Genomic DNA, 20686 nt, shown 5'->3' with positions numbered 1-20686 from the left:
CCGGCCGAAACTCGTCCGCGAGGAGAGACACCATGACCATCGGCAGTTCTCTGCCTGATCTGCTCGGCATTCGCCTGCCGATCATCCAGGCGCCGATGGCGGGAGTCTCCTCGCCGGCGATGGCCGCAGCGGTCAGCAAGGCCGGCGCGCTTGGATCGATCGGGGTCGGCGCGACCGATGCCGCGGGCGCGCGCGCAATGATCGCGGAGGTGCGGGCGCGTTCGGCAGGGCCGCTCAACGTCAATGTCTTCGCGCACCGCCCGCCGATCGCCGACCCGGCGACAGAGGCGGCCTGGATCGCGAAGTTGAGCCCCGATTTCAAGGCGCTCGACACCGCGCCGCCTGGGCAGCTGACCGAAATCTACCGCAGTTTCGTCGAGGATGACGACATGCTCGCGCTGCTGATCGAGCAACGGCCGTCGGTCGTCAGCTTTCATTTCGGCCTGCCCGACGAAGCCGCGGTGCGTGCGCTGCGTGACGCGGGCATCGTGCTGCTCGCTTCGGCGACAAGCCTCACTGAAGCCCGTGCCATCTCTGCGGCCGGCATCCACGCCGTGGTGGCACAGGGATGGGAGGCGGGCGGGCACCGCGGCACCTTCGATCCCGATGCTCCCGATGATCGTATCGGCACCATGGCGCTGACCCGGCTTCTTGTCCGCGAACTGGACTTGCCCGTGATCGCGGCCGGCGGGATCATGGATGGCGCGGGGATCGCGGCCGCGCTGATGCTCGGCGCGGCGGCCGCTCAGCTGGGCACCGCATTCATCGCCAGCGACGAGAGTCTGGCCGACAAGGGCTATCGCGCCGCGCTCACCAGCGACGCGGCCAACCATACGATCATGACCCGCGTGATCTCGGGCCGGCCCGCGCGCAGTCTCGCCAATCGCTTCACAGCGTTGGGCCTCGACATTCCCCCGCGCGACGTCCCAGCCTATCCGATCGCCTATGACCTTGGAAAAGCGCTCCACGTGGCGGGCAAGACACGCGGCGAATTCGGCTATGGTGCGCAGTGGGCGGGCCAGGGCGCACCGCTGGCGCGGGCCATGCCCGCTGCGCGCCTCGTCCAAACGCTCGGCGCCGAGCTTGAACAGGCGCTCGGCGCCGGCCGCCAGACAGGAGGCAGACGTGACAAATCCTGACCTGGTCCCCGCCGAATTGCGTGAGCTGCGCAGCCGTCCGCTGTTCGTCATGAATGTCGCAGTTGGTGCGATCCACGTAACGGGCGGCCCCGTTGGCGCGGAACGCCGCGTCAGCGACCTGACGGGAGGCACGTTTTCGGGGGATCGGCTGTCCGGCAAAATCCTGCCCGGCGGCACCGATTGGCAGACGATCCGTGAAGACGGCACCGCACTGCTCGATGCGCGCGTCACGCTCGCCACAGACGATGGCGCACTGATCGCGATGAGCTATGCCGGGATCCGCCACGGACCGGCCGATATCCTCGCGCGGATCGGGCGCGGCGAGGACGTCGATCCGGGATCTTATTATTTCCGAATCGTCCCCGGCTTCACGACCTCGGCGCCGCGTTATGAATGGCTCAACCGGATCGCCAGTATCGGCATCGGCCATCGTCGGGCCAATGGCCCCGTCTATAGCGTGTTCGAGATCCTGTGAGCCAATCGCCAGGCAATCAGCTTTGGTGCCGGGCGTGTTCGAGCAGATTGTCCCTGAGTCGGGCGACGGTCTTCTGCACCTGATCGAATTCGTTCGGAGCCAGACCCGACGCAGCGACCAGCGTTCGCTGCGCGCCCTTTTCCCTGAGATGCCGACCGGCCTCGGTAAGGCTGATCATGACCTGACGCTCGTCGGCGGGATCGCGCTGCCTGCGGAGATAGCCCAGTTCCTCGAGCTTCTTGAGGATCGGCGTGAGCGTGTTCGATTCGAGGAAAAGCTTTTCGCCAAGCGCTTTGACGTTCTGGTTATCCTCCTCCCAGAGCGCGACGATGACGATCCACTGCGTATAGGTCACGCCGAGCTCCTCGAGGATCGGCTTATACGCGCGGCCAAAGGCAAGATTGGCAGAATAGATCGAAAAACACAGAAAATCAGCGAGTTTTGGCGCGTCGCTGGCTGGAGGCGGCTGGGTGGTCATCATTGGTTTCCTGCATGTCGTGACGGGATCGCATCCATATAGATCGCGTCCGATTAAATCGGAAGATGTTGACAACGTCAATGCGCGAGTCTATTTGACTCGCATCCGATTTAATCGGATGCGATTACCAAAGAAGGATCTCCCATGACTGACAAGGTTTTCTTCACCGGCAAGACCCGCACCACCAGCGGCCCCAATGGCGGCGCGCGCAGCAGCGATGGCAGTTTCGAAATCAAGCTCCCCGAGCCGCACCCGACGGCGGAAGTGCTTTTCGCTGCCGCCTGGTCGGCATGCTATATCGGCGCGATCGAGATTTCGGCCGCCGCGCGGAAAATCACGCTGCCGAACCATCCGGTGGTCGATGCCCAGATTGACCTCGCTCACGGCGACAATGGCTATTTCCTGCGCGCGCGCCTCGATGTCAGCGTGATCGGTCTCGACCAGGAGGTCGTGCGCGAACTGGCCGATGCGGCGCACACGATCTGCCCATATTCGAAGGCGGTCCACGGCAATATCGACGTCACGACCAACGTCGTCTGACCAGCGTTGCGGATCGGGTGGCTTCGTCCCCTCTGCCCCCGATCCGCATCCCCTCCCGATACCCCGCCGTCCCCCCCAAAATGATGGAACCCGCCATGAGCACTCGTCCGCGCGCCCTTCCCGCAACTGTCCCGCCCTCGTTCGCCTCTGCGTTGCCGCTCCGCTTTCACGCCGCCACGCTCGCCGTCGCGGTCGTGGCCGGCCTCGCCACCTTCGGCACCTTCACCGTTTCCCTGGCCGCACCCGCGATGTTTCTGGGCTGGATCGCCTTTGCCATCAGCGGCACGACCATGCGGCAGGGCGTCGCCGACATTGCGTCATTCGTGCTCGGGGTGGCCTTCGGGATCGGCACCGCGCTCGTCATCAACCTCCTCACACCCGCACTCGGATCGGCCGCCACGCCGCTTGCCGTCACCGGCATCGTCGTGCTTGTCCTGAGCCTCAGAAAGATGGCGCCGTTCAACAATGCGCTTGCCTATTTCCTGGGACTGACGAGCTTCTTCTACTCCGCCCTGCCCCCCGCGGGCGCGAGCTTCGCGGTTCTTGCCACGGCCGGTATCATCGGCGCGGGTTCAGCGGCACTCGCCGGCCTGCTCCAGGCGAGGCTCGAACGGGGCGATCGCCCCTGACACCAATCCCGATGTGAAGTGCGGATTCTGAAAGGACATGTGATGCAGTACGACATGAACAACGGCCTTTTCGATCCGCAGCGCCGGCGCTTCCTCGCCGCTGCCGCCGCAACGCTGGTCGCGGCCTCCGCCGGGCCCCTGCACGCCGCCGCAGCACCCGCCCCTGCCGGCTTCGCGTCGCTCAAGCAGGTCACGGCGGGGAAGCTCAGCATCGCCTATGCCGAGGCGGGCCCGCCGACGGGCCGCCCCGTAATCCTGCTCCACGGCTGGCCATACGACATTCACACCTATGTCGATGTCGCGCCGCTGCTCGCTGCGGCGGGTTACCGCGTGATCATCCCCTATCTGCGCGGCTATGGCACGACACGGTTCCTGTCCGATGCGACGATGCGCAACGGGCAGCAATCGGCGCTCGCATCGGACGTCATCGCGTTGATGGACGCGCTCCATATTCGTAGCGCGATCATCGGCGGCTGCGACTGGGGTGCGCGCACCGCCAACATCGTCGCCGCGCTCTGGCCGGAACGCTGTCAGGCGATGGTCTCGGTGAGCGGCTATCTGATCGGCAGCCAGCAAGCCAATCAGGCGCCCCTGCCCCCGAGGGCGGAGCTTTCCTGGTGGTACCAGTTCTATTTCGCGACCGAACGCGGCCGCGTCGGCTATGATCGCAACCGCCGCGATTTTGCGCGGCTCATCTGGCAGACCGCCTCGCCCAGATGGGCGTTCGACGACGCGACGTTCGACCGCTCGGCACAGGCGTTCGACAACCCCGATCATGTCGCGATCGTCATCCATAATTACCGCTGGCGCCTCGGTCTCGAAGCGGGTGAAGCCGAATATGACGCGCTGGAAAAGCGGCTTGCCGTCGCGCCCGTCATTTCCGTTCCGACGATCACGCTAGAGGGCGATGCCAATGGCGCGCCGCATCCCGATCCCGCGGCCTATGCAAAGAAATTTTCGGGCAAATACGCCCATCGGCTTGTCACGGGCGGCATCGGCCATAACCTCCCGCAGGAAGCCCCCCGCGATTTCGCCCAGGCCGTAATCGACGTCGCGGGCTACTGACGCGCTGGAACGTCAATCCGAAAGCGGCAACGCAACCCGAGCGCTCAGGCCGCCACCCGCCCGCTGTTGCAGCGTGACCGACCCGCCATGAGCCTCGGTCGCGGACTGCACGATCGACAGGCCGAGCCCCACGCCGCCCGTCCTGGGATTGCGTGAGGGTTCTCCGCGAAAAAAGGGTTCGAACGCGCGCGCGATCTGTGCGTCTGTCATGCCGGGGCCATTATCCGCGACCTCGACGATCGCGGTCGGGCCCTCGCGTCGCACCGAAATTCTGGCGCTACCGCCATATTTCACGGCATTGTCGATGAGGTTGGTGAACAGCCGCTTGAGCAGGATCACGTCGCCCGCGATCGTGACCGGTTGGGCATCGGCGATGGCGACGTCCTTGCCCATGTCGGCAAAGTCGTCGGCCAGTCCTTCGACCAGCAAGCCGAGGTCCAATGGCTCCATCACCCGCGGCCGGCTTTCATTGTCGACGAAATCGAGCGTGGTACCGATGAGTTGTTCCATCTGTCGGATTTCCTCCTCCGCCGCCTTTCGCACATGCTCCGGTGCCGAGGCGAGATGGAAGTGGAGCCGCGACAACGGCGTCCGAAGATCATGGGCAATCGCGCCGACCACCGAGGTCCGCTCGCGGATGTAGCGCGCGATGCGCGACTGCATCTCATTGAGCGAACGCGCTGCCATGCGGATTTCGGTCGGCCCCTCCACCCGCACCGGGCTTTCCTCGATCCCCGCGCCAAGCCTTTCGGCCGAAGCGGCGAAGGCGCGGATGGGACGCGTCAGCAGCGCGCTGACCCACAAGCTCAGGGGAAGGATCACGAGCAACCCGATCGGGACCGAATTGCGGCCGATATGCTGCCAGAGAGTATCGGGATTGCGCGCCTCGCGCGTGATCGTCCGCCACTGCCCCGGCGATGTTCTGACCGCGATGGTGAAACTGCCCAGCACGACCGGATCGGCGGCGCCTTCCCCGCCATATAATGCCATCTCGCGCGCTATCAGGTCGTGACGAGCGCGATCCCCATCGTTGAGATAGACGCGAACGTCACCGCCAGACACGCCGAGCCGACGCGCCAGTGCGGCGGCGATCAGCCTTTCGGCATTATCGTCCGATGGCCGCGGCTCGGCGACCTGGGTTCGCGAACGGATCGAAGACATGTCCTGCGCCAGCGGCTGCCCCCGAACCATGCGCGACATCTCATAGACCGAAACCGGCGCGCCAACTTCCGGCGTCACGTAAGACATGATGGACAGGCTCAGTGCGGTAAGCACCACGATCGCACCAAGGACGAGCGCCAGGATATATACCTGGATCGAGTTCATCCACAGCAGCGTGCGCTCGAGCCACCCGCCCGCCCGGCCCGTCATCCGCGCGTCACCGGTGGCAGGAACATATAGCCTTCGCTGCGGATCGTGCGGATGATCTCGCCCCGCATGCGCGTCGCAAGCTTGCGCCGCAAGCGGCTGACCTGCGTGTCGATCGCCCGGTCGAACGCCTCCGAATCCTGGCCTCGCGACAGTTCGAGAAGCTGGTCACGACTGAGCACCCTTTGGGGTCGCTCCACCAGCGTGAGCAGCAGTCCGAACTCGCCCTCGGACAGGCTGATGATCACCCCGCCGGGATCGCGCAGCACGCGCCGGATCGGGTCCAGCCGCCAGCCTTCGAAGCAGAATTGGGCGGTGCCCGACTGCGCGCCCGACGAAGGCCGCCGCCGCCGCTGCAGCGCACGAATTCGCGCGAGTAGTTCGCGCGGCGATATCGGTTTCGGCAAATAGTCGTCGGCGCCCACTTCCAGGCCGATGATCCGGTCGGTCTCGCTGCCGAGCGCGGAAACCATGATGACCCCCACATCGCCCTGCTGCGCCAGCGAGCGGGCAATGGACAGGCCATCCTCGCCCGGCATCATCACATCGAGGATGACGATGTGAACCTCCGACTGTGCCATGACCCGGCGCATCGACGGGCCATCCTCGGCCTCGTGCACCGCATAGCCCTGTGCAACGAGAAAATCGCGCACGAGCGACCTCAATGAAGGATCGTCGTCGACAACCAGAATGCTGAGCTGGCCGGGCTCCTGCTCGTCAGCGTTCAGCGTGACGTTCATCTGCATCGCTCAGCTCGCAAGTGCCTCTCTCCATTGCGCCATGATAGCCATTTTGATGGCGCTGGTTTGTCCGTCTTTGTCAGTGCTGACACAATCGACCCGGTATCGCCACTCCGGCGCGCGATATCGACGAACGTATCTGGGCTTTCTTCCCCGATTACCGGCCTTTCCGGCGCTCCGTCAAAGACGGTGGATTCTTGTCGGGGGAGACAAACGAATCCGGCACTTAGCTGCTAGATTTTGCCTCGAGCCAATAACAGCATCGGGCAGCGCGGCACCGCTCTCACCCGATCATCACAGATCCTTGGGAGACGATATGCGCGCGCTCGTTTTCGCAGCAATTTTGACGGCCTGCTTCGCGGGGCCAGCGGTGGCTCAGCAAACCCCGTCGCAGCAACAGGCCGCAAGATATTCGACCGCCGAGACGCCGATCGGCGAACTGCTCGCCAATCCTGCGGCGCGCGCGATCATCGCGAAACACGCGCCGCGGATCACGTCCAGCTCGCAGATCGACGCAGTAGCCCCAATGCCGCTCAAGGCGCTGCAGGGCTATGCGCCCCAGGAGCTCAGCGATGAGGTGCTCGCAAAGATCGACGTCGAGCTTGCGAAAGTGCCGGTCAAGTAATCAGCATGACAGACCATCAGCAATCCGTCGGCGGAAACGCAGCTTTGCCAGCATCGGACCGGGGACATTCGCGCCGGACGCTGCTTGCGCTGTTCGCCTGTGCGCCGTTGGGCCTGGCGATGGTCACCGAGGCGGCGCGCGCGCAGGCATGCGTCAATCAGGACACGCTCTCCGCCGCGCAGAAGAGCATGCGCAAGTCACTGGGCTTCAGGCTTCCCTCGGCCGATCCAAAGAAGAAGTGCAGCGCCTGCGCCTTCTTCACTGCCGCGGGCACCGGCTGTGGCAAGTGCGCGCTGCTGAGCGGCGGCATCGTGCCCGCTGACGGGGTCTGCGATTCCTGGGCGGCAAAGGGCTGATCGCGATGTCCGATGCCCACCACCAATATGTCTGGGATGTCCCGATCCGCATTTTCCACTGGTCGCTGGTCGCGCTGCTGGCCTTTTCGTGGTGGAGCGCCGAGAACCACCAGATGGACTGGCATCGTCTGTCGGGACAGGCCGTGCTCTTCCTCCTGCTCTTCCGGCTGCTGTGGGGCGCCATCGGCTCCGACACCGCGCGTTTTCGTCATTTCATCAAGGGCCCGCGCGCGATCTGGACCTATGTCCGTAGCCGGGGCGAATATGGCCCGGCCTCGGACGTCGGCCATAATCCGCTCGGCGGATGGAGCGTCGTCGCGATGCTGCTTGCGCTCGGCGCGCAGGTCGTGACCGGACTGTTCGCGGTCGATGTGGACGGGATCGAGTCCGGCCCCCTCTCCTATCTCGTCGATTTCGATCAGGGGCGCCTCGCCTCGGCGGTCCACGACATCAGCTTCAACATATTGATCGCGCTGATCCTGCTGCACATCGTCGCGATCATCTTCCACCTGATCGTAAGGCGGCAGAATCTGGTCGGTGCAATGGTCACGGGCCGCAGGAAGCCGCCCGGAGCCCACACACCCGTCACCGTTCGCCGCGCGGGTGTCGTCCAGCTGTTGTGCGCCCTGATGCTGTCGGGCGCCATTTCCTGGTGGGTCTTCGCGGAGCCGTATTTCTAGGGCGGCGCGATCGAAAACGGACAGGACAAGCAAAGAGGAAAGTTCGGGAATGGTTGCGAGAAGTATAACAGGTTGGACTGCGGCCGCGCTCGCCATGGCGTGCGGGGTGGGGGTGCCCTTGCTCGCCGCGCCAGCCAATATCGTGGCGACGCGCATTGCCGGATTTCGCGAAGTCGGTGCCGCGTTCAAGAACATCAACGACGAACTGCGATCGGGCTCGCCCCAGACCTATGTCATCCAGATTTCGGCGCGCCAGATCAGGGACTATGCGCGCCAGCATTATGGCTGGTTTCCCGCTGGCAGCGGGCCGAAGCCGGGGGTGAAGACCGCAGCCAAGCCCGAAATCTGGACGCAGGCAGCAGCATTCAAGGCCGCGCAGGACGGCTTTGCGAAACAGGCCAACGCCTTCGCCACCGTCGCGGGCAGCGGCGATGTCGCGAAGATGCGCGCACAGGCCAAGGCGCTGGGGCAGAGCTGCACCACCTGTCACCGCAGTTTCCGTGTCGAACCCTGAGCAAAGGAGGCGCGCGGTGAAGGCTTTGCAAACCTGTCTGCTGGCGATCGCTGTGGCCACGCTGCCCGGCGAACTTCTGGCACAGGCATCGGATATGGATATTCCCGCGGCCGCGTCGGATCGCTTCCCGGAAGGTGTGTCAGTCAAGCGTGTGGAGGGCGGCAAGGTCTATGTGGATCGCCGTGGCCTGACGCTTTACGGCATGGATGTCCGCGCGGTTTCCGGACGCACGGGCCGGCCCTTCGCCTTCTGCTCGGACGCGTGCCGCGATCAATGGGAGCCGCTGCTTGCCCCCGCCGGATCGCCGTCGATGGAAATTCCCGCAATGTTCGGCGGCCGCCGCAAGCCTGAAGCAAGCGATGCGCCAGACAAGGACGCGGGCGACTGGGCAGCGGTCCAGGGCCCCGGCGGGCCGCAGTGGGTCTATAAGGGCGTCCACTTGGTCTTCACGCGCAAGGGTGACCGGCCGGGCTCGGTCGCGCATGACGGCGATGACGGCTATACTTGGAACACGCTGAAATATGTGCCCCCGGCACCCGAGCTCAGCGCCCCCCCCAATGTCGAGGCGCGTCTTCTCGACGGGGCCTATGTGCTCGCCGATACGCGGGGCAACCTGCTCTTCAGCCCCAGGGCGAAGACCTGCGTGGACGCATGCGCGGGGTGGCAGGTCTTCGCGTCGGGAATGGCGCGCCGCGGCACAGGCGAATGGGCGGTGAAGCAGGGCGAGGATCACGCGCAATGGGTCTATCGCGGCAAGCCCGTCTACCAGATCAAGGGCAGCAACCCCGCCGATATCCCGGCCGGGGGCGTCTTGCTCAATCCCTGAGGCACCACCGCAGAACAGCGCCGGAGCGGCGACCGAAACTGAAAGGATGGCACGAGATGCAACGGCGAAGGAAACAGCATTGGGCAATCGCGCTTGTCGCGTTCCCGGTAGCGGCCGTCGCGCTGATGATGGGATCGGGCGGCAGCGAACTGGAGACGCCGGCGCGCGCCGCCGCTCCGGCCTTGCCCGCACCGCCCGCCAATGGCGAAATGGGGTTCATCGTCACCCATTTTGCTCCCGCCGTTCATCAGGGCGAAGGGGATTGTCCGGAAGGTCTCGCCGGTACGCTGCGCGAAAATTACCTGCAGACGGTCGCGCCCCCCGAACGCTCGCGGTTGCTCGAAAAGGCGAATGAGAAGGAGCTGACCGGCAGATGGCAGCTCACCGCATTCGGCCCCGACGGCCTCAACATCTGCTCGCATCCCGACAAGTTCGATCGCCCGCCGCAGCGCACGGTGCAGGGCAAGGTGGCGCATGGGCTGAACCTCGATGACGACACGGGCAATAGCGGCGCGAGCGCGGAAGGCTGCGCGCATGACAATTTCACCAGCCCCGCGGGCGAAGCTGGGATCGACAATCAGATGTGGCGCGCCATGGGCTGCGTGCGCACCTGGCGCGGGGTCGACGGCATGGGCGGAGATATCGTCCGCGGCCTCGACCAGTTCCTGGTGAGCGGCGAGCATACGCAGGTGCTTCTGCTGCGCGGCGTCGACAGCCTGGCCGACGATCCCGATGTCGAGGTGATCTATGCCAATAGCGAGGATCGCGCGATCGTGGATTCGGGCCAGAAGTTCGTCGATGGCGCCAGCTATACCGTCACCGAAAATGCCCGGCATCGCAACGTGCTGCGCGGCCGGATCGTGGACGGCGTGCTGATGACGGACCCCGCCGATATCCGTCTGCGGCAGACCTGGGGACAGGGATCGGCGCGCGACATAAGGGGCATGCGCACCGAATGGGATCTGCGGCGCGGCCGGCTTCGCCTCGCCTTCCAGCCCGACGGGACGCTCAAGGGGCTGGTCGGCGGCTATCAGCCTTTCTGGAATGTGATGGCCAGCGCCTCGATCGGTGGCGAAGGCGCGGCGACGACCGCGGGCTATGACTGCGCGGCGATGTACGCGGCGCTCCGCAAGTTGGCCGATGGCGACCGCGATCCGCGCACCGGCCAGTGCACGACGATTTCCAGCGGACTGGAGGCGACGGCGGTGCCCGCCTTCGTCAATGACCGGCTGCCCGAAGCGAAGGTGGCGCACAAATGACTCTCGCACGCTTCAGACGCGCGCGCTGCGCGTTGCTCATCCCGTTCGCGCTGGCCGCCTGTACCGCCGAGCGCACCCCGCAAGGCGCAGCTGCCGAGCCCTCGCTCGGAGCGCTCAGGGATCCGCTCAATCAGATCGTCGCGATGCGCCGGCTGACCGAGGCGCAGTATCGCAACAGCATCGCGGACATCTTCGGTCCGGACATCAAGGTCGCCGGCCGCTTCGAGCCGATCGTGCGTCCCGTCCATGAGCTGATCGCGACGGGCGCGGCAGCCTCCACGATCTCGCCTGCCGGTCTCGAGCAATTCGATTCCATGGCGCGCAACATCGCCGCGCAGGTTTTTGCGGAGGACAATCGCGCGCAATTCATGGCGTGCACCCCGCGCGACGCGGCCGCGCCCGATCCCGATTGTGCCGCCCGGGTGCTCGTCCCGATTGGGCGCTACCTGTTCCGCCGCCCCCTCACTGAATGCGAGGTCGCGGGCTATGTGAAGATGGCGGGCGATGCTGTTGCCCCCGCCGGCTCGTTCCACAAGGGGCTTGAGCTCGCGCTCGCCGCCATGCTCGTCTCGCCCAATTTCCTTTACGTCATCGAAAGCTCCGAACCCGATCCGACAAGTCCGGGCAGTTTTCGGCTCGACAATTATTCGCGCGCCGCGCGGCTGAGCTTCCTGCTGTGGAACACGACACCCAATGAGGCGCTGCTCCAAACGGCCGCAGAGGGCCGCCTTGCCGATCAGGCCGGACTTGCCGCGATCGCCGAACGCATGGTGCACTCGCCGCGACTGGAGGAAGGGGTCCGCGCCTTTTTCGCGGACATGCTGCTGTTCGAAAAGTTCGAGGAGATGGCGAAGGATCAGGTCGTCTATCCGCGCTTCAACGCCGACGTCGCGGCCGCGATGCCAGAACAGATGCTGCGCACGGTGGTCGATCATCTGGTGACACGACAGGGCGACTATCGCGACCTGTTCACCACGCGCAAGACATTCATCAACCGTGCGCTGGGGCCGCTTTACCAGACCAAGGTCAGCGCGTCGCAGGGCTGGGTACCGCTTGAGCTGGACGCCGATGACGATCGCGCCGGCCTGCTCGGTCAGGCGGGATTCCTTGCGCTCTATTCGCATTCGGGACGCAGCTCCCCGACGCTGCGCGGGCGCGCGATCCGTGAGCTGCTGCTCTGCCAGCCGGTTCCCAATCCCCCCGGCAATGTGAACTTCACCGCCGTCCAGGACGTCCACAGCAAGGCAATGCCCACCGCACGGATGCGGCTGAATGCGCACAACACCGATCCTGTTTGCGCTGCCTGTCACAAGATAACCGACCCGCTTGGTCTTCCCCTTGAACGCTTCGACGGCATCGGCGCGGCGCGCGCGAGAGAGAATGGCGCCGTGATCGATACTGGCGGCGTGTTCGAGGGCACCGAGTTCCAGGGCAATTCCGGCCTCGGCAAGGCGATGGCCGCGAGCAAGTCCACCACCGAATGCGTGGCGGGTCGGGCCTTCGAATATGCCACCGGACGCGTGCCCGAAGACGAGGGCGCACTCGCCGGCACGATCGAACAGGGCTTCGCCGCCGACGGCTATCGTATCCAGGCGCTGTTCCTGCGCGTCGCGACCATGCCCGAAGCCTATCGGATCATGTCCGGCCCGATCGGCAGCACAACGATCGCAATGATGTCCCCCCACCGTAGCAAGACGGGAGCAAAACCATGACCTTCACGCTCGATCGCAGGACCGCGCTCAGGGGTGCCGTCAACGGAATGGCGGTCGCCATCGGCCTGCCGCTTCTCGACATCTTCCTCGACGTCAACGGCGAGGCGATGGCCGCAACGGGGGCGCCGGTGCCCGTCCGTTTCGGCACCTGGTTCTGGGGTCTCGGCGTCAACCCGCCGCGATGGTTCCCCAACAAGATCGGCGCCGACTATGATCTCAAGGAGGAGCTCGCTGCGATCGAGCCGCTCAGGCACAAGGTCAACATCCTCGGCGACTTCACCCTGCCGCTCGACGGCAAGCCCAACCTGCCGCACATCAGCGGTGGCATCGGCATCCGCACGGGCATGGCGATCGCCGCCGATCGCGGCCTTCCCGGAACCTCTTTCGACGTCGCGATCGGCGATGTCATCGGCACGCGCACGCGCTTCCGCTCGCTCGAGATTTCGGCAACTGGCGATCCGCGCAACTCGCTTTCGGGGCGCGGCAACGGCAATCTCAATCCCGCCGAAGTCTCGCCCGCTGCGCTCTACACGCGGCTCTTCGGCCCCGGTTTTCGAGATCCCAACAGCGCGAACTTCACGCCGGACCCCGCGGTGCTGGCGCGCCGCAGCGTGCTTTCGGGCGTCACCGAGCAACGTCAGGCGATCGAAACGCGGCTGGGGGCGGCCGACAAGCAAAGGCTCGACCAGTATTTCACTTCGCTCCGCCAGCTCGAAAAGCAGCTCGACGTCCAGCTCACCAAACCCGAACCGATGCAGGGCTGCGTCGTGCCGGGCAAGGTGCCCGAACTGCCCGTCAATGCCGAGATCGAGAATGTGATGCGCAACCACGAGATCATGGCGGACCTCCTCGTCATGGCAATGGCCTGCGACAATACGCGCGTCTTCAACATGAATTTCAACAATGGCGCATCGTCGCTCACGCGGATCGGCAGCACGATCACGCACCACCAGCTGACCCATGAGGAGGTGCTCGACAACCGCCTCGGCTACCAGCCGGAGGCGACCTTCTTCGTCAACAAGTGCATGGAAGCCTGGGTCTATTTCATCAAGGCGCTGGACTCGGTGAAGGAGGGCGACCGCACGCTGCTCGACAACAGTCTGGTCTTTGCGCACAGCGAGACCGAGTTCGCCAAGTTCCACACCGTCGACAACATCCCGATGATGACCGCGGGCTCGGGCGGCGGTCGCATCCGCACCGGGCTGCACATTGCGGGCGAAGGAACCCCCGTCAGCCGTGTGGGTCTGACCTTGCAGCAGGTCATGGGCGTGTCGGTCGACCGTTGGGGCACCGAAAGCCTGGAGACGAACAAGGCGATCAGGGAATTGCTCGTTTGAATCCACCCGCCAGCCCTGGCGAAAAGGGTCCGGCAATGCAGTAGTTTGCGACCATTATTAGTCGATTTCAGCTTAACTCACAATAAAATTTGAGATTGCTCGCACGTAACACAGTTAGCGATGATCTTTTGTCATGATTTCGCTGATCGATGAACGGCTTTAAATCACATTATAATTATAAACGAGAGGGGAAATGTGGCATGAATAAAAGATATTTTCTTTCATTTTTATGTGTCGGCGCTTCGTCATTTTCGATTCCGGCTCTTGCTCAGGATGCCAGTTCATCGGCGATGGCCGGGAATGAAGCCGCCTCCAACGACATCATCGTCACCGCGCGCCGCAGGGATGAGAGTGCGCAGGACGTACCGCTGGTGGTCAATGCGGTGACCGGAGAGGACATCGAGAAGCTGAACCTGCGCAACTTCAATGACGTGCAGAATCTCGTTCCGGGCCTCAGCCTGAGCAACGTCTCCAACGGTACGGGCGGAAATGCGTCGCTCCGCGGCGTCAATTTCGACGTCAATGCAAGCGGATTCAACCCGACGGTCGAGTTCTACCAGAACGACGCACCCATCCAGGCCGGGCTTGTGCTGCAGGCCATGTACGACATCGGGCAGGTCGAGGTGCTGCGTGGGCCGCAGGGTACGTTGCGTGGGCGCGCCGCGCCCTCGGGTTCGATCACCGTGACGACGCGCAAGCCCGACCTTTTCGACATCGGCGGCTATGTCAGCGCCACCGGCAACGATATCGGCACCATCAACCTGAATGGCGGCTTCGGCATCCCGATCATCGAAGGCGTCGCCGCAATTCGCGTCGCAGGCGTGTGGGACGAAAATGACGTCGATCGCGTCAGAACGATCAATGGCGGTATCGACCGGCGCGATCCTTATCAGCGCACAAAGGGCGGCCGCATATCCGCAAAGATCGAGCCATTCGATGCCCTGTCGCTGGAGGGCAGCTATCAGAAGATGGACAAGGTGCTGCGGGCCTATGACCAGGTTGAATCGTTCAGCCTCACCAATCCGGCCGCCGCTCCCAGCCCGGTCCTCATTCGTGCGAAGGACCGCCTGTCGATTCTCGATGCGCCACGTTCGGTTCATCAGGAGATGGACGTCTACAACTGGCAGGCGCAGCTGGCACTTGCCGGACAGCGGCTGATCTATGTCGGCCAGCACTATACGCTCGATCTGAACGCCTACTCGCCACAGGATCAGGCGAATTTCTTCCCCGATTTCGAGTTCGGGCAGGTGCTGGAAACCCACGCCAGGGCGACGTCGCACGAAATCCGCATCCAGAACGAGGAACGGCTGTTCGACCTGTTCGACTATGTGGTGGGCTTTTTCGACAACAAGACCAACTCACCAAGTGATCTTGTCAATGAAACGCCGGTCGCGCTGCCGCCGTTTCTGGGAGGTCGGATCGTCACGGTCGCCCAGACACCCGTCGCAAGAACGGGCAAGTCGCACGAGCAGTCATTCTTCGGGAATCTCACCGCACAGATTGGCGATCGGACCGAGATTTCCGGCGGCCTGCGTTACATCGACTATCATAACGAGGGCAGCCTCAACATCGCCAACCGGGGAGCCACTCCGGATCCCACGGTGGACGAGGACACGATCATCTACACCGCATCGATCAAGCATAATTTCAGCGATGATCTGATGATTTACGCGGCCACGGGGAGTTCGTGGCGTCCGCCCATCAACGTCGTCGGCGACTTCAGCGTCGCGAAATCGGCACTCGAAAATTCATTCCTGAACCTGCCGCCGGAAAAGTCGGAATCCTATGAAATCGGCTTCAAGTCGACCTTGTTCGACAAGCGGCTTCGCCTCAACGTCACGGCTTATCATCAGGATTATGAGAACTATCCCTATCGCTCGCCAACGGGCGTCTATTATGTGAATTACGCGGCAACGGTGACGGGGGGTGTCGTCACCATCACCCCCACTGTCAGCCAGTTCAATTTCGTCGCCGCGGTTCCCGTGAAGGTGAACGGGGTCGAGGCCGATGTCAGTTATGCGGCATCGGACAATTGGGACATCGGCGCCGTTGCCAGCTATTCGCTTGGCAAGATCAAGAACGGCCTGATCCCTTGCACCGATCTCAACGGCGATGGTGTTCCCGACCCCGTTGGCACGGCCCCGACGCTCGCCGCGTTACAGGCGGCTGTGGGGTCGGACAACCTGTCATCCTGTCAGGCAACGCAGCGCTCGTCATTCCAGCCGCCGTTCAGCTTTACGCTGCAGTCCGAATACCGGATGGACCTGTCGTCGATCAGCCAAGCCTATCTTCGCGGACTGTTCAGTTTCTACGGCAATTCACAGGCTGACCCGACCAACAGCTTCGACAATGTCGACAGCTACGGGCTGCTCAACCTTTATACGGGGCTGCGCGATCATGCAGGGCAATGGGAGATTTCGCTGTTCGTGAAAAACGCCTTCAACGTGGAGAAGGCGCTGGCACGGTCCTCACCCCAGACCACCGGTTATCAGGTACTGACGCCGCCCACCTTCCGCACGACGGCAGGGGCGACGGCCACCAGCACCTATGTCGGCATCACCTCGATGACCCCGCCCAGAGAATTCGGACTCAGCATGCGCTACGCATTCGGCGCGCGCTGACCGAACAGTTCCTCCCCTGAGGGCAGATTGCGCTTGCGCGGTCTGCCCTTCTTTGTTCGGGCTGGCCAAGCCATCCGGATTGCGGCATGAGAACAAAATGGGACTATCACAGGAACAGATCATCGCCTCGATCGACGCCGTCGCTGCGATCGAACCGGGATTTGCCGCCGCACTCGGTCGGATCGGCTATCCTGAGCCAAGGATCCGCCCGCGCGGCTATCAGACGCTTTTGCGCACGATCGTCGGCCAGCAGGTCAGCGTGAAAGCGGCGCAGGCGGTGTGGGACAAGCTCGAAGCCCAACTCGGTGCCGGCTGCGATCCCGCCACGCTCCTCTCGCACGATTACGACGCGCTGCGCGCCTGCGGCCTGTCGCGCCAGAAGCAGGGTTATGCGCGCAGCCTCGCCGAGCTTGTACTCTCGGGTGAACTCGACCTTCACGCACTGCCTGACAATGACGAGGAGGCGATCGACGCGCTCGTCAGGATCAAGGGGATCGGCCGCTGGTCGGCAGAGATCTACCTGCTCTTCGCAGAGGGCCGGCCCGATATCTGGCCCGCGGGCGATCTGGCCGTGCAGATCGAGATCGGACGCATCCTTGGTCTGCCCGAACGTCCGAGCGAAAAGCTCACCCGTGAACTCGCCGAGAAATGGCGCCCGCACCGCGGCGCCGCCGCGATCATGACGTGGCACCATTACAATACCGACATGGGACTGCCGGTCTGACGAACGGTCGGCCGGGATGCGGGAGCTGGACATGCACAAGGGATCATGCCTCTGCGGCGCAGTGACATTCGAGATCGAGGGGGAGTTGCACGGCCCCGATGCCTGCCATTGTAGCCAGTGCCGCAAGACCTCGGGCCATTTCTGGGCATCGACCGATTTGCCTGAATCAAGGCTGCGCCTGAACGGCGCCGACGCGCTGACATGGTTCCAGTCCTCGGAAAAGGTGAAACGCGGCTTCTGCTCGACATGCGGCTCCGCGCTCTTCTGGAAGCCGATCTTCAAGGACAGCATTGCCGTTGCGATGGGCGCCTTCGACACGCCTACCGACACACATCTGGCGATGCACATCTTCGTCGTCGACAAGGGCGATTACTACGACATCGCCGACGGGCTGCCGCAGAACGCGCAGTAGCGGCGCCGCATTTCCAAGCAAGCCGCGCGCCGTCCACTTGCCCGGGGCGATGCGGCTCCTATCTGGCTGGAATATGACCACGCTCTCCCCGCCCGCCGCCGAGGCCGTACAGGCCGCAGCCCCGCTCATCGAACGCGCCAGGTTCTTCGGCAATCCCAGCCGCATGGCGGGCACGCTCAGTCCCGACGGCAACTGGCTGAGCTGGATCGCGCCACTCGACGATGTGCTCAACATCTGGATCGCGCCGGCCGGTGCGCTCGACGAGGCCCGCGCGGTCACGCGCGAAACGGTCCGCCCCATCCGCGAACATTTCTGGGCGCCCGACAGCCGCTCGGTGCTCTATGTCCAGGACAAGGGCGGTGACGAGAATTTCCTGCTCTATGGCGTCGATGTCGAAAGCGGCATCGAGACCTGCCTGACGCCTTTCGAGAATACGCGCGTCATGATCGTCGGCATCTCGCACACGATCAGGGATCGCATCCTCATCGGGCTGAACAACCGCGACCCGCACTGGCACGATGTCCACAGCCTCGACCTCAATACGGGCGCGCTCAGCACCATCATTCATGGCGATGGCATGGCCGGCTTCCTCGCCGACGACACGCTGACGCTGCGCATGGCGCTCGCCCCCAACGCGGCGGGCGGCTATGACTTTCACCGCGTCAGCGACAATGTGATCGAGGAAGAACCCTTCACCGCGACCACGCTGGAGGATGCGCTCACCACCCAGCCCGCGGGATTCACCGCCGATGGCAGCACGCTCTACTGGATCGACAGCCGCGGACGCGACACCGCCGCACTGATCGCGCAGGACGTCGCCTCGGGCGAGGCGCACATCATCGCCGCGCACGACCGCGCCGATATCGGCGCTGTGCTGACCAATCCCAAAACAGGCGTCGTCGAGGCATGGGCGGCGAACTACCTCACCACCGAATGGACCGCGATCGATCCCGCGATCGGCGACGATCTTGCCTTCCTCCAGTCACGGTTGCCCGGCGAGATCGCGGTCACGTCGCGCACCGAGGCCGACGACAAATGGACCGTCGCGCACGATCCCGTCGCGACCGTTCCCATCGTCTATCTTTATGATCGCTCCACGAGAGCGCTCACGGAACTCTATGTTTCGCGCCCTGAGCTTGCCGACGCCCCGCTCGCGCCAATGCACGCACTGGAAATCGCGGCGCGCGACGGGCTGGTCCTCACCGCCTATCTGACGCTCCCGCCCGGCAGCGATGCTGACGGCGATGGCCGACCAAAGGCACCGGTGCCGATGGTGCTGCTCGTCCATGGCGGTCCTTGGGCGCGCGACAGCTTCGCCTTCAACCCCTATCATCAATGGCTGGCCAATCGCGGCTATGCGGTGCTGTCGGTCAATTTTCGCGGGTCGACGGGGTTCGGCAAGCGCTTCATCTCGGCCGCGGACCTGCAATGGGGTGCGGCGATGCACGACGATCTGATCGACACGGTCGACTGGGCCGTCGGACAGGGCATCGCGCAGAAGGACAGGATCGCGATCATGGGCGGCTCCTATGGCGGCTATGCGACGCTTGCCGGGCTTGCGTTCACGCCCGACGTCTTCGCCTGCGGCGTCGACATCGTCGGCCCGTCCAATCTCGAAACGCTGCTCCAGACCATCCCGCCCTATTGGGAAGCCGCGCGCGAACAGTTCCACCAGCGCATGGGCAACCCGAATACGCCCGAGGGGCTGGCACTCATCAAGGCACGCTCACCGCTCCACCAGGCCGACCGGATCGTGAAGCCGCTTCTGATCGGTCAGGGTGCCAACGACCCGCGCGTCAATCAGGCCGAATCGGATCAGATTGTCGCGGCCATGAAGGCGAAGGGGATTCCCGTCACCTATGTACTCTTCCCCGATGAAGGGCACGGCTTTGCGCGGCCCGAGAACAACATCGCATTCAACGCGATTGCCGAGAATTTCCTTGAAACCTGGCTCGGCGGCCGTGCCGAGCCGATCGGCGCAACTCTCGGGGCTTCGAGCGCTACCGTGCCCGAAGGCGCGGCCTTCACGGCAGGACTTGAGGCCGCGCTGAGATAGGATCTTGCGGCATCCGGGGCCGCAACACGCCGTCCGTTTTTGCGGACGGCGTGATCCGTGCTATGTCGCGCATAATAATACGAATTTACCCGTGGGTCGCAGCTTCGGGGGAAATGCATGCGACGTCCGTTCAACCGCATACAGGCGCTGATTCTGCGCAAGATGGCCGAGGCTCTCTTCCACGGCCAGCCCATGGCGATCACCCCGCAACAGGTGGTCGAAAATCTACAGGACCTGTTCGGCAACATCACGGGCAAGAAGCCGCGCGAAATCGGGCTGACCGTGTTGCTGCTCGGCGTCCTGCTCGGTGGCCCGTTCTTCATCTGGGGCAGCGTCGACACGCGCGTGCGCCGGATGCGCAACCGGCTCGAGCGCTCGAAGAACGATCTGATGCAGGATTTCGCGCGGCTGCGCGGAATCATCTATGCCGGCTATTACGGCCACTGGCAGGGCAACACGCAGGAGGACAATGCCGACAACCCCGTTTTCGAGGCGATCGGTTACACGCTTCCGGCGCTGCGCGACCGCAGCGCCATGGTCGAGCAGAAGCTCGAGGTCCGCACCGGCCACGACCTGACGCACGAGGCATTTGTCGGTCATGACGCGCTGCCCGACGAGGAAGAAGTGATCGTCATCGGCTCGGGTGCTGGCGGCGCTACCGCCGCCGCCGAACTCGCGCGACAGGGCTACCGCGTGCTGATCGTCGAAGCGGGACCGCATTACCCCTCGGCACGCATCACGCACGAGGAAAAGCGCATGGCCGCGCGGCTGTTCGTCGACGGTGCCATCCAGACCACGCGCGACCGCGACATAATTGTCTTTCAGGGACGCTGCGTCGGTGGCTCGACCGTCATCAACAACGGGATCTGCCTGCGCGTGAAGGAGGAAGGGCGGAGCCACCCGCTCGCCGACGACGTGCTCGCGACCTGGCATGCGCTCGGCGCGCCGATCAACGAAGCGCGCCTCGACGCCTCGTATCAGGCGGTCGAAAAAGCGCTGAAGGTCTCGCCCGCTGCCCCGATCTCGGGGCGCAACAACGGCCCGCACCTGATGAAGGGCTGGGCCGCCTATGCCGAAGCGACCGGGCTCGAACGCGACCGCATTGCCCCCGCCGACTGGTTCCGCAAGAA

General features: G+C 64.2%; 21 protein-coding genes. 18 read left to right on the top strand and 3 right to left on the bottom strand.

Going from position 1 to position 20686, the window contains the following annotated elements:
• The first annotated feature begins 32 nt into the window (after positions 1 to 32).
• Together MKI88_RS16890 and MKI88_RS16885 are read left to right on the top strand one after the other, a co-directional pair.
• Positions 33 to 1139 carry a nitronate monooxygenase family protein gene (locus MKI88_RS16890; RefSeq protein WP_241632718.1) on the top strand — a complete coding sequence of 369 codons (1107 nt, stop codon included), beginning with the start codon at positions 33 to 35 and terminating at the stop codon, positions 1137 to 1139.
• Entirely contained in the window at positions 1126 to 1614 is a 489-nt protein-coding gene (locus tag MKI88_RS16885) for a DUF3237 domain-containing protein (protein ID WP_241632716.1), read from the top strand. The genes MKI88_RS16890 and MKI88_RS16885 overlap by 14 nt, the downstream gene beginning before the upstream one ends.
• Positions 1615 to 1630: 16 nt before the next feature.
• On the opposite strand, the gene MKI88_RS16880 is transcribed toward MKI88_RS16885, so the two are convergent.
• Complete coding sequence (locus MKI88_RS16880) at positions 1631 to 2095, bottom strand: MarR family winged helix-turn-helix transcriptional regulator (RefSeq protein WP_241632714.1); 465 nt, start codon at positions 2093 to 2095, stop codon at positions 1631 to 1633.
• A 141-nt stretch (positions 2096 to 2236) separates the two neighbouring features.
• On the opposite strand from MKI88_RS16880, the gene MKI88_RS16875 reads away from it, so the two are divergent.
• From MKI88_RS16875 to MKI88_RS16865, 3 genes are all read left to right on the top strand, one after another.
• A complete protein-coding gene (locus tag MKI88_RS16875; RefSeq protein ID WP_241632713.1) occupies positions 2237 to 2632 on the top strand; it encodes an Ohr family peroxiredoxin in 396 nt (131 codons plus the stop codon).
• 95 nt (positions 2633 to 2727) lie between these two features.
• Complete coding sequence (locus MKI88_RS16870) at positions 2728 to 3261, top strand: DUF1097 domain-containing protein (protein WP_241632711.1); 534 nt, start codon at positions 2728 to 2730, stop codon at positions 3259 to 3261.
• Positions 3262 to 3303: 42 nt separating this feature from the next.
• On the top strand, positions 3304 to 4326 hold the full coding sequence (locus tag MKI88_RS16865) for an alpha/beta fold hydrolase (RefSeq protein WP_241632709.1): 1023 nt from the start codon (positions 3304 to 3306) through the stop codon (positions 4324 to 4326).
• Positions 4327 to 4338: 12 nt separating this feature from the next.
• Here the strand turns inward: MKI88_RS16865 and MKI88_RS16860 are convergent, their stop codons facing one another.
• The gene (locus tag MKI88_RS16860; protein ID WP_241632708.1) at positions 4339 to 5697 is read right to left on the bottom strand and encodes a HAMP domain-containing sensor histidine kinase; all 1359 of its coding nucleotides are present in this window, start codon (positions 5695 to 5697) and stop codon (positions 4339 to 4341) included.
• Positions 5694 to 6434, bottom strand: a complete 741-nt coding sequence (locus MKI88_RS16855; RefSeq protein WP_241632706.1) for a response regulator — start codon at positions 6432 to 6434, stop codon at positions 5694 to 5696. The genes MKI88_RS16860 and MKI88_RS16855 overlap by 4 nt, the downstream gene beginning before the upstream one ends.
• Positions 6435 to 6804: 370 nt before the next feature.
• On the opposite strand from MKI88_RS16855, the gene MKI88_RS16850 reads away from it, so the two are divergent.
• From MKI88_RS16850 to MKI88_RS16790, 13 genes are all read left to right on the top strand, one after another.
• The gene (locus tag MKI88_RS16850; RefSeq protein ID WP_241632704.1) at positions 6805 to 7059 is read left to right on the top strand and encodes a hypothetical protein; all 255 of its coding nucleotides are present in this window, start codon (positions 6805 to 6807) and stop codon (positions 7057 to 7059) included.
• Between the two features lie 5 nt (positions 7060 to 7064).
• Positions 7065 to 7415 (top strand): high-potential iron-sulfur protein, encoded by a 351-nt coding sequence (locus tag MKI88_RS16845; protein ID WP_241632701.1) that lies wholly within the window; start codon positions 7065 to 7067, stop codon positions 7413 to 7415.
• Between the two features lie 5 nt (positions 7416 to 7420).
• Positions 7421 to 8095, top strand: coding sequence for a cytochrome b/b6 domain-containing protein (locus MKI88_RS16840; protein ID WP_241632699.1), 675 nt, complete (start codon positions 7421 to 7423; stop codon positions 8093 to 8095).
• Positions 8096 to 8144: 49 nt separating this feature from the next.
• Positions 8145 to 8609 carry a cytochrome c gene (locus tag MKI88_RS16835; RefSeq protein ID WP_241632698.1) on the top strand — a complete coding sequence of 155 codons (465 nt, stop codon included), beginning with the start codon at positions 8145 to 8147 and terminating at the stop codon, positions 8607 to 8609.
• A gap of 16 nt (positions 8610 to 8625) precedes the next feature.
• Positions 8626 to 9435 carry a hypothetical protein gene (locus MKI88_RS16830; RefSeq protein WP_241632697.1) on the top strand — a complete coding sequence of 270 codons (810 nt, stop codon included), beginning with the start codon at positions 8626 to 8628 and terminating at the stop codon, positions 9433 to 9435.
• 56 nt (positions 9436 to 9491) lie between these two features.
• On the top strand, positions 9492 to 10694 hold the full coding sequence (locus MKI88_RS16825; RefSeq protein WP_241632696.1) for a hypothetical protein: 1203 nt from the start codon (positions 9492 to 9494) through the stop codon (positions 10692 to 10694).
• The gene (locus MKI88_RS16820) at positions 10691 to 12406 is read left to right on the top strand and encodes a DUF1592 domain-containing protein (protein WP_241632695.1); all 1716 of its coding nucleotides are present in this window, start codon (positions 10691 to 10693) and stop codon (positions 12404 to 12406) included. The genes MKI88_RS16825 and MKI88_RS16820 overlap by 4 nt, the downstream gene beginning before the upstream one ends.
• Positions 12403 to 13743 carry a DUF1552 domain-containing protein gene (locus MKI88_RS16815; protein WP_241632693.1) on the top strand — a complete coding sequence of 447 codons (1341 nt, stop codon included), beginning with the start codon at positions 12403 to 12405 and terminating at the stop codon, positions 13741 to 13743. Before MKI88_RS16820 ends, MKI88_RS16815 begins: the two co-directional genes overlap by 4 nt.
• A 290-nt stretch (positions 13744 to 14033) precedes the next feature.
• Positions 14034 to 16364, top strand: coding sequence for a TonB-dependent receptor (locus MKI88_RS16810; protein WP_241632692.1), 2331 nt, complete (start codon positions 14034 to 14036; stop codon positions 16362 to 16364).
• 97 nt (positions 16365 to 16461) lie between these two features.
• Positions 16462 to 17088, top strand: a complete 627-nt coding sequence (locus MKI88_RS16805; RefSeq protein ID WP_241632691.1) for a DNA-3-methyladenine glycosylase — start codon at positions 16462 to 16464, stop codon at positions 17086 to 17088.
• Positions 17089 to 17119: 31 nt separating this feature from the next.
• Positions 17120 to 17500, top strand: coding sequence for a GFA family protein (locus MKI88_RS16800; protein WP_241632689.1), 381 nt, complete (start codon positions 17120 to 17122; stop codon positions 17498 to 17500).
• 73 nt (positions 17501 to 17573) lie between these two features.
• Complete coding sequence (locus MKI88_RS16795) at positions 17574 to 19556, top strand: S9 family peptidase (protein ID WP_241632687.1); 1983 nt, start codon at positions 17574 to 17576, stop codon at positions 19554 to 19556.
• Between the two features lie 117 nt (positions 19557 to 19673).
• Positions 19674 to 20686: NAD(P)-binding protein (locus MKI88_RS16790; RefSeq protein ID WP_241632685.1), on the top strand; the 1013-nt coding region annotated here is incomplete at its 3' end.

This window comes from Sphingomonas sp. LaA6.9 (assembly GCF_022601895.1).
Lineage (GTDB): Bacteria > Pseudomonadota > Alphaproteobacteria > Sphingomonadales > Sphingomonadaceae > Sphingobium_A.
This window is presented reverse-complemented; position numbering and strand designations above follow the sequence as displayed.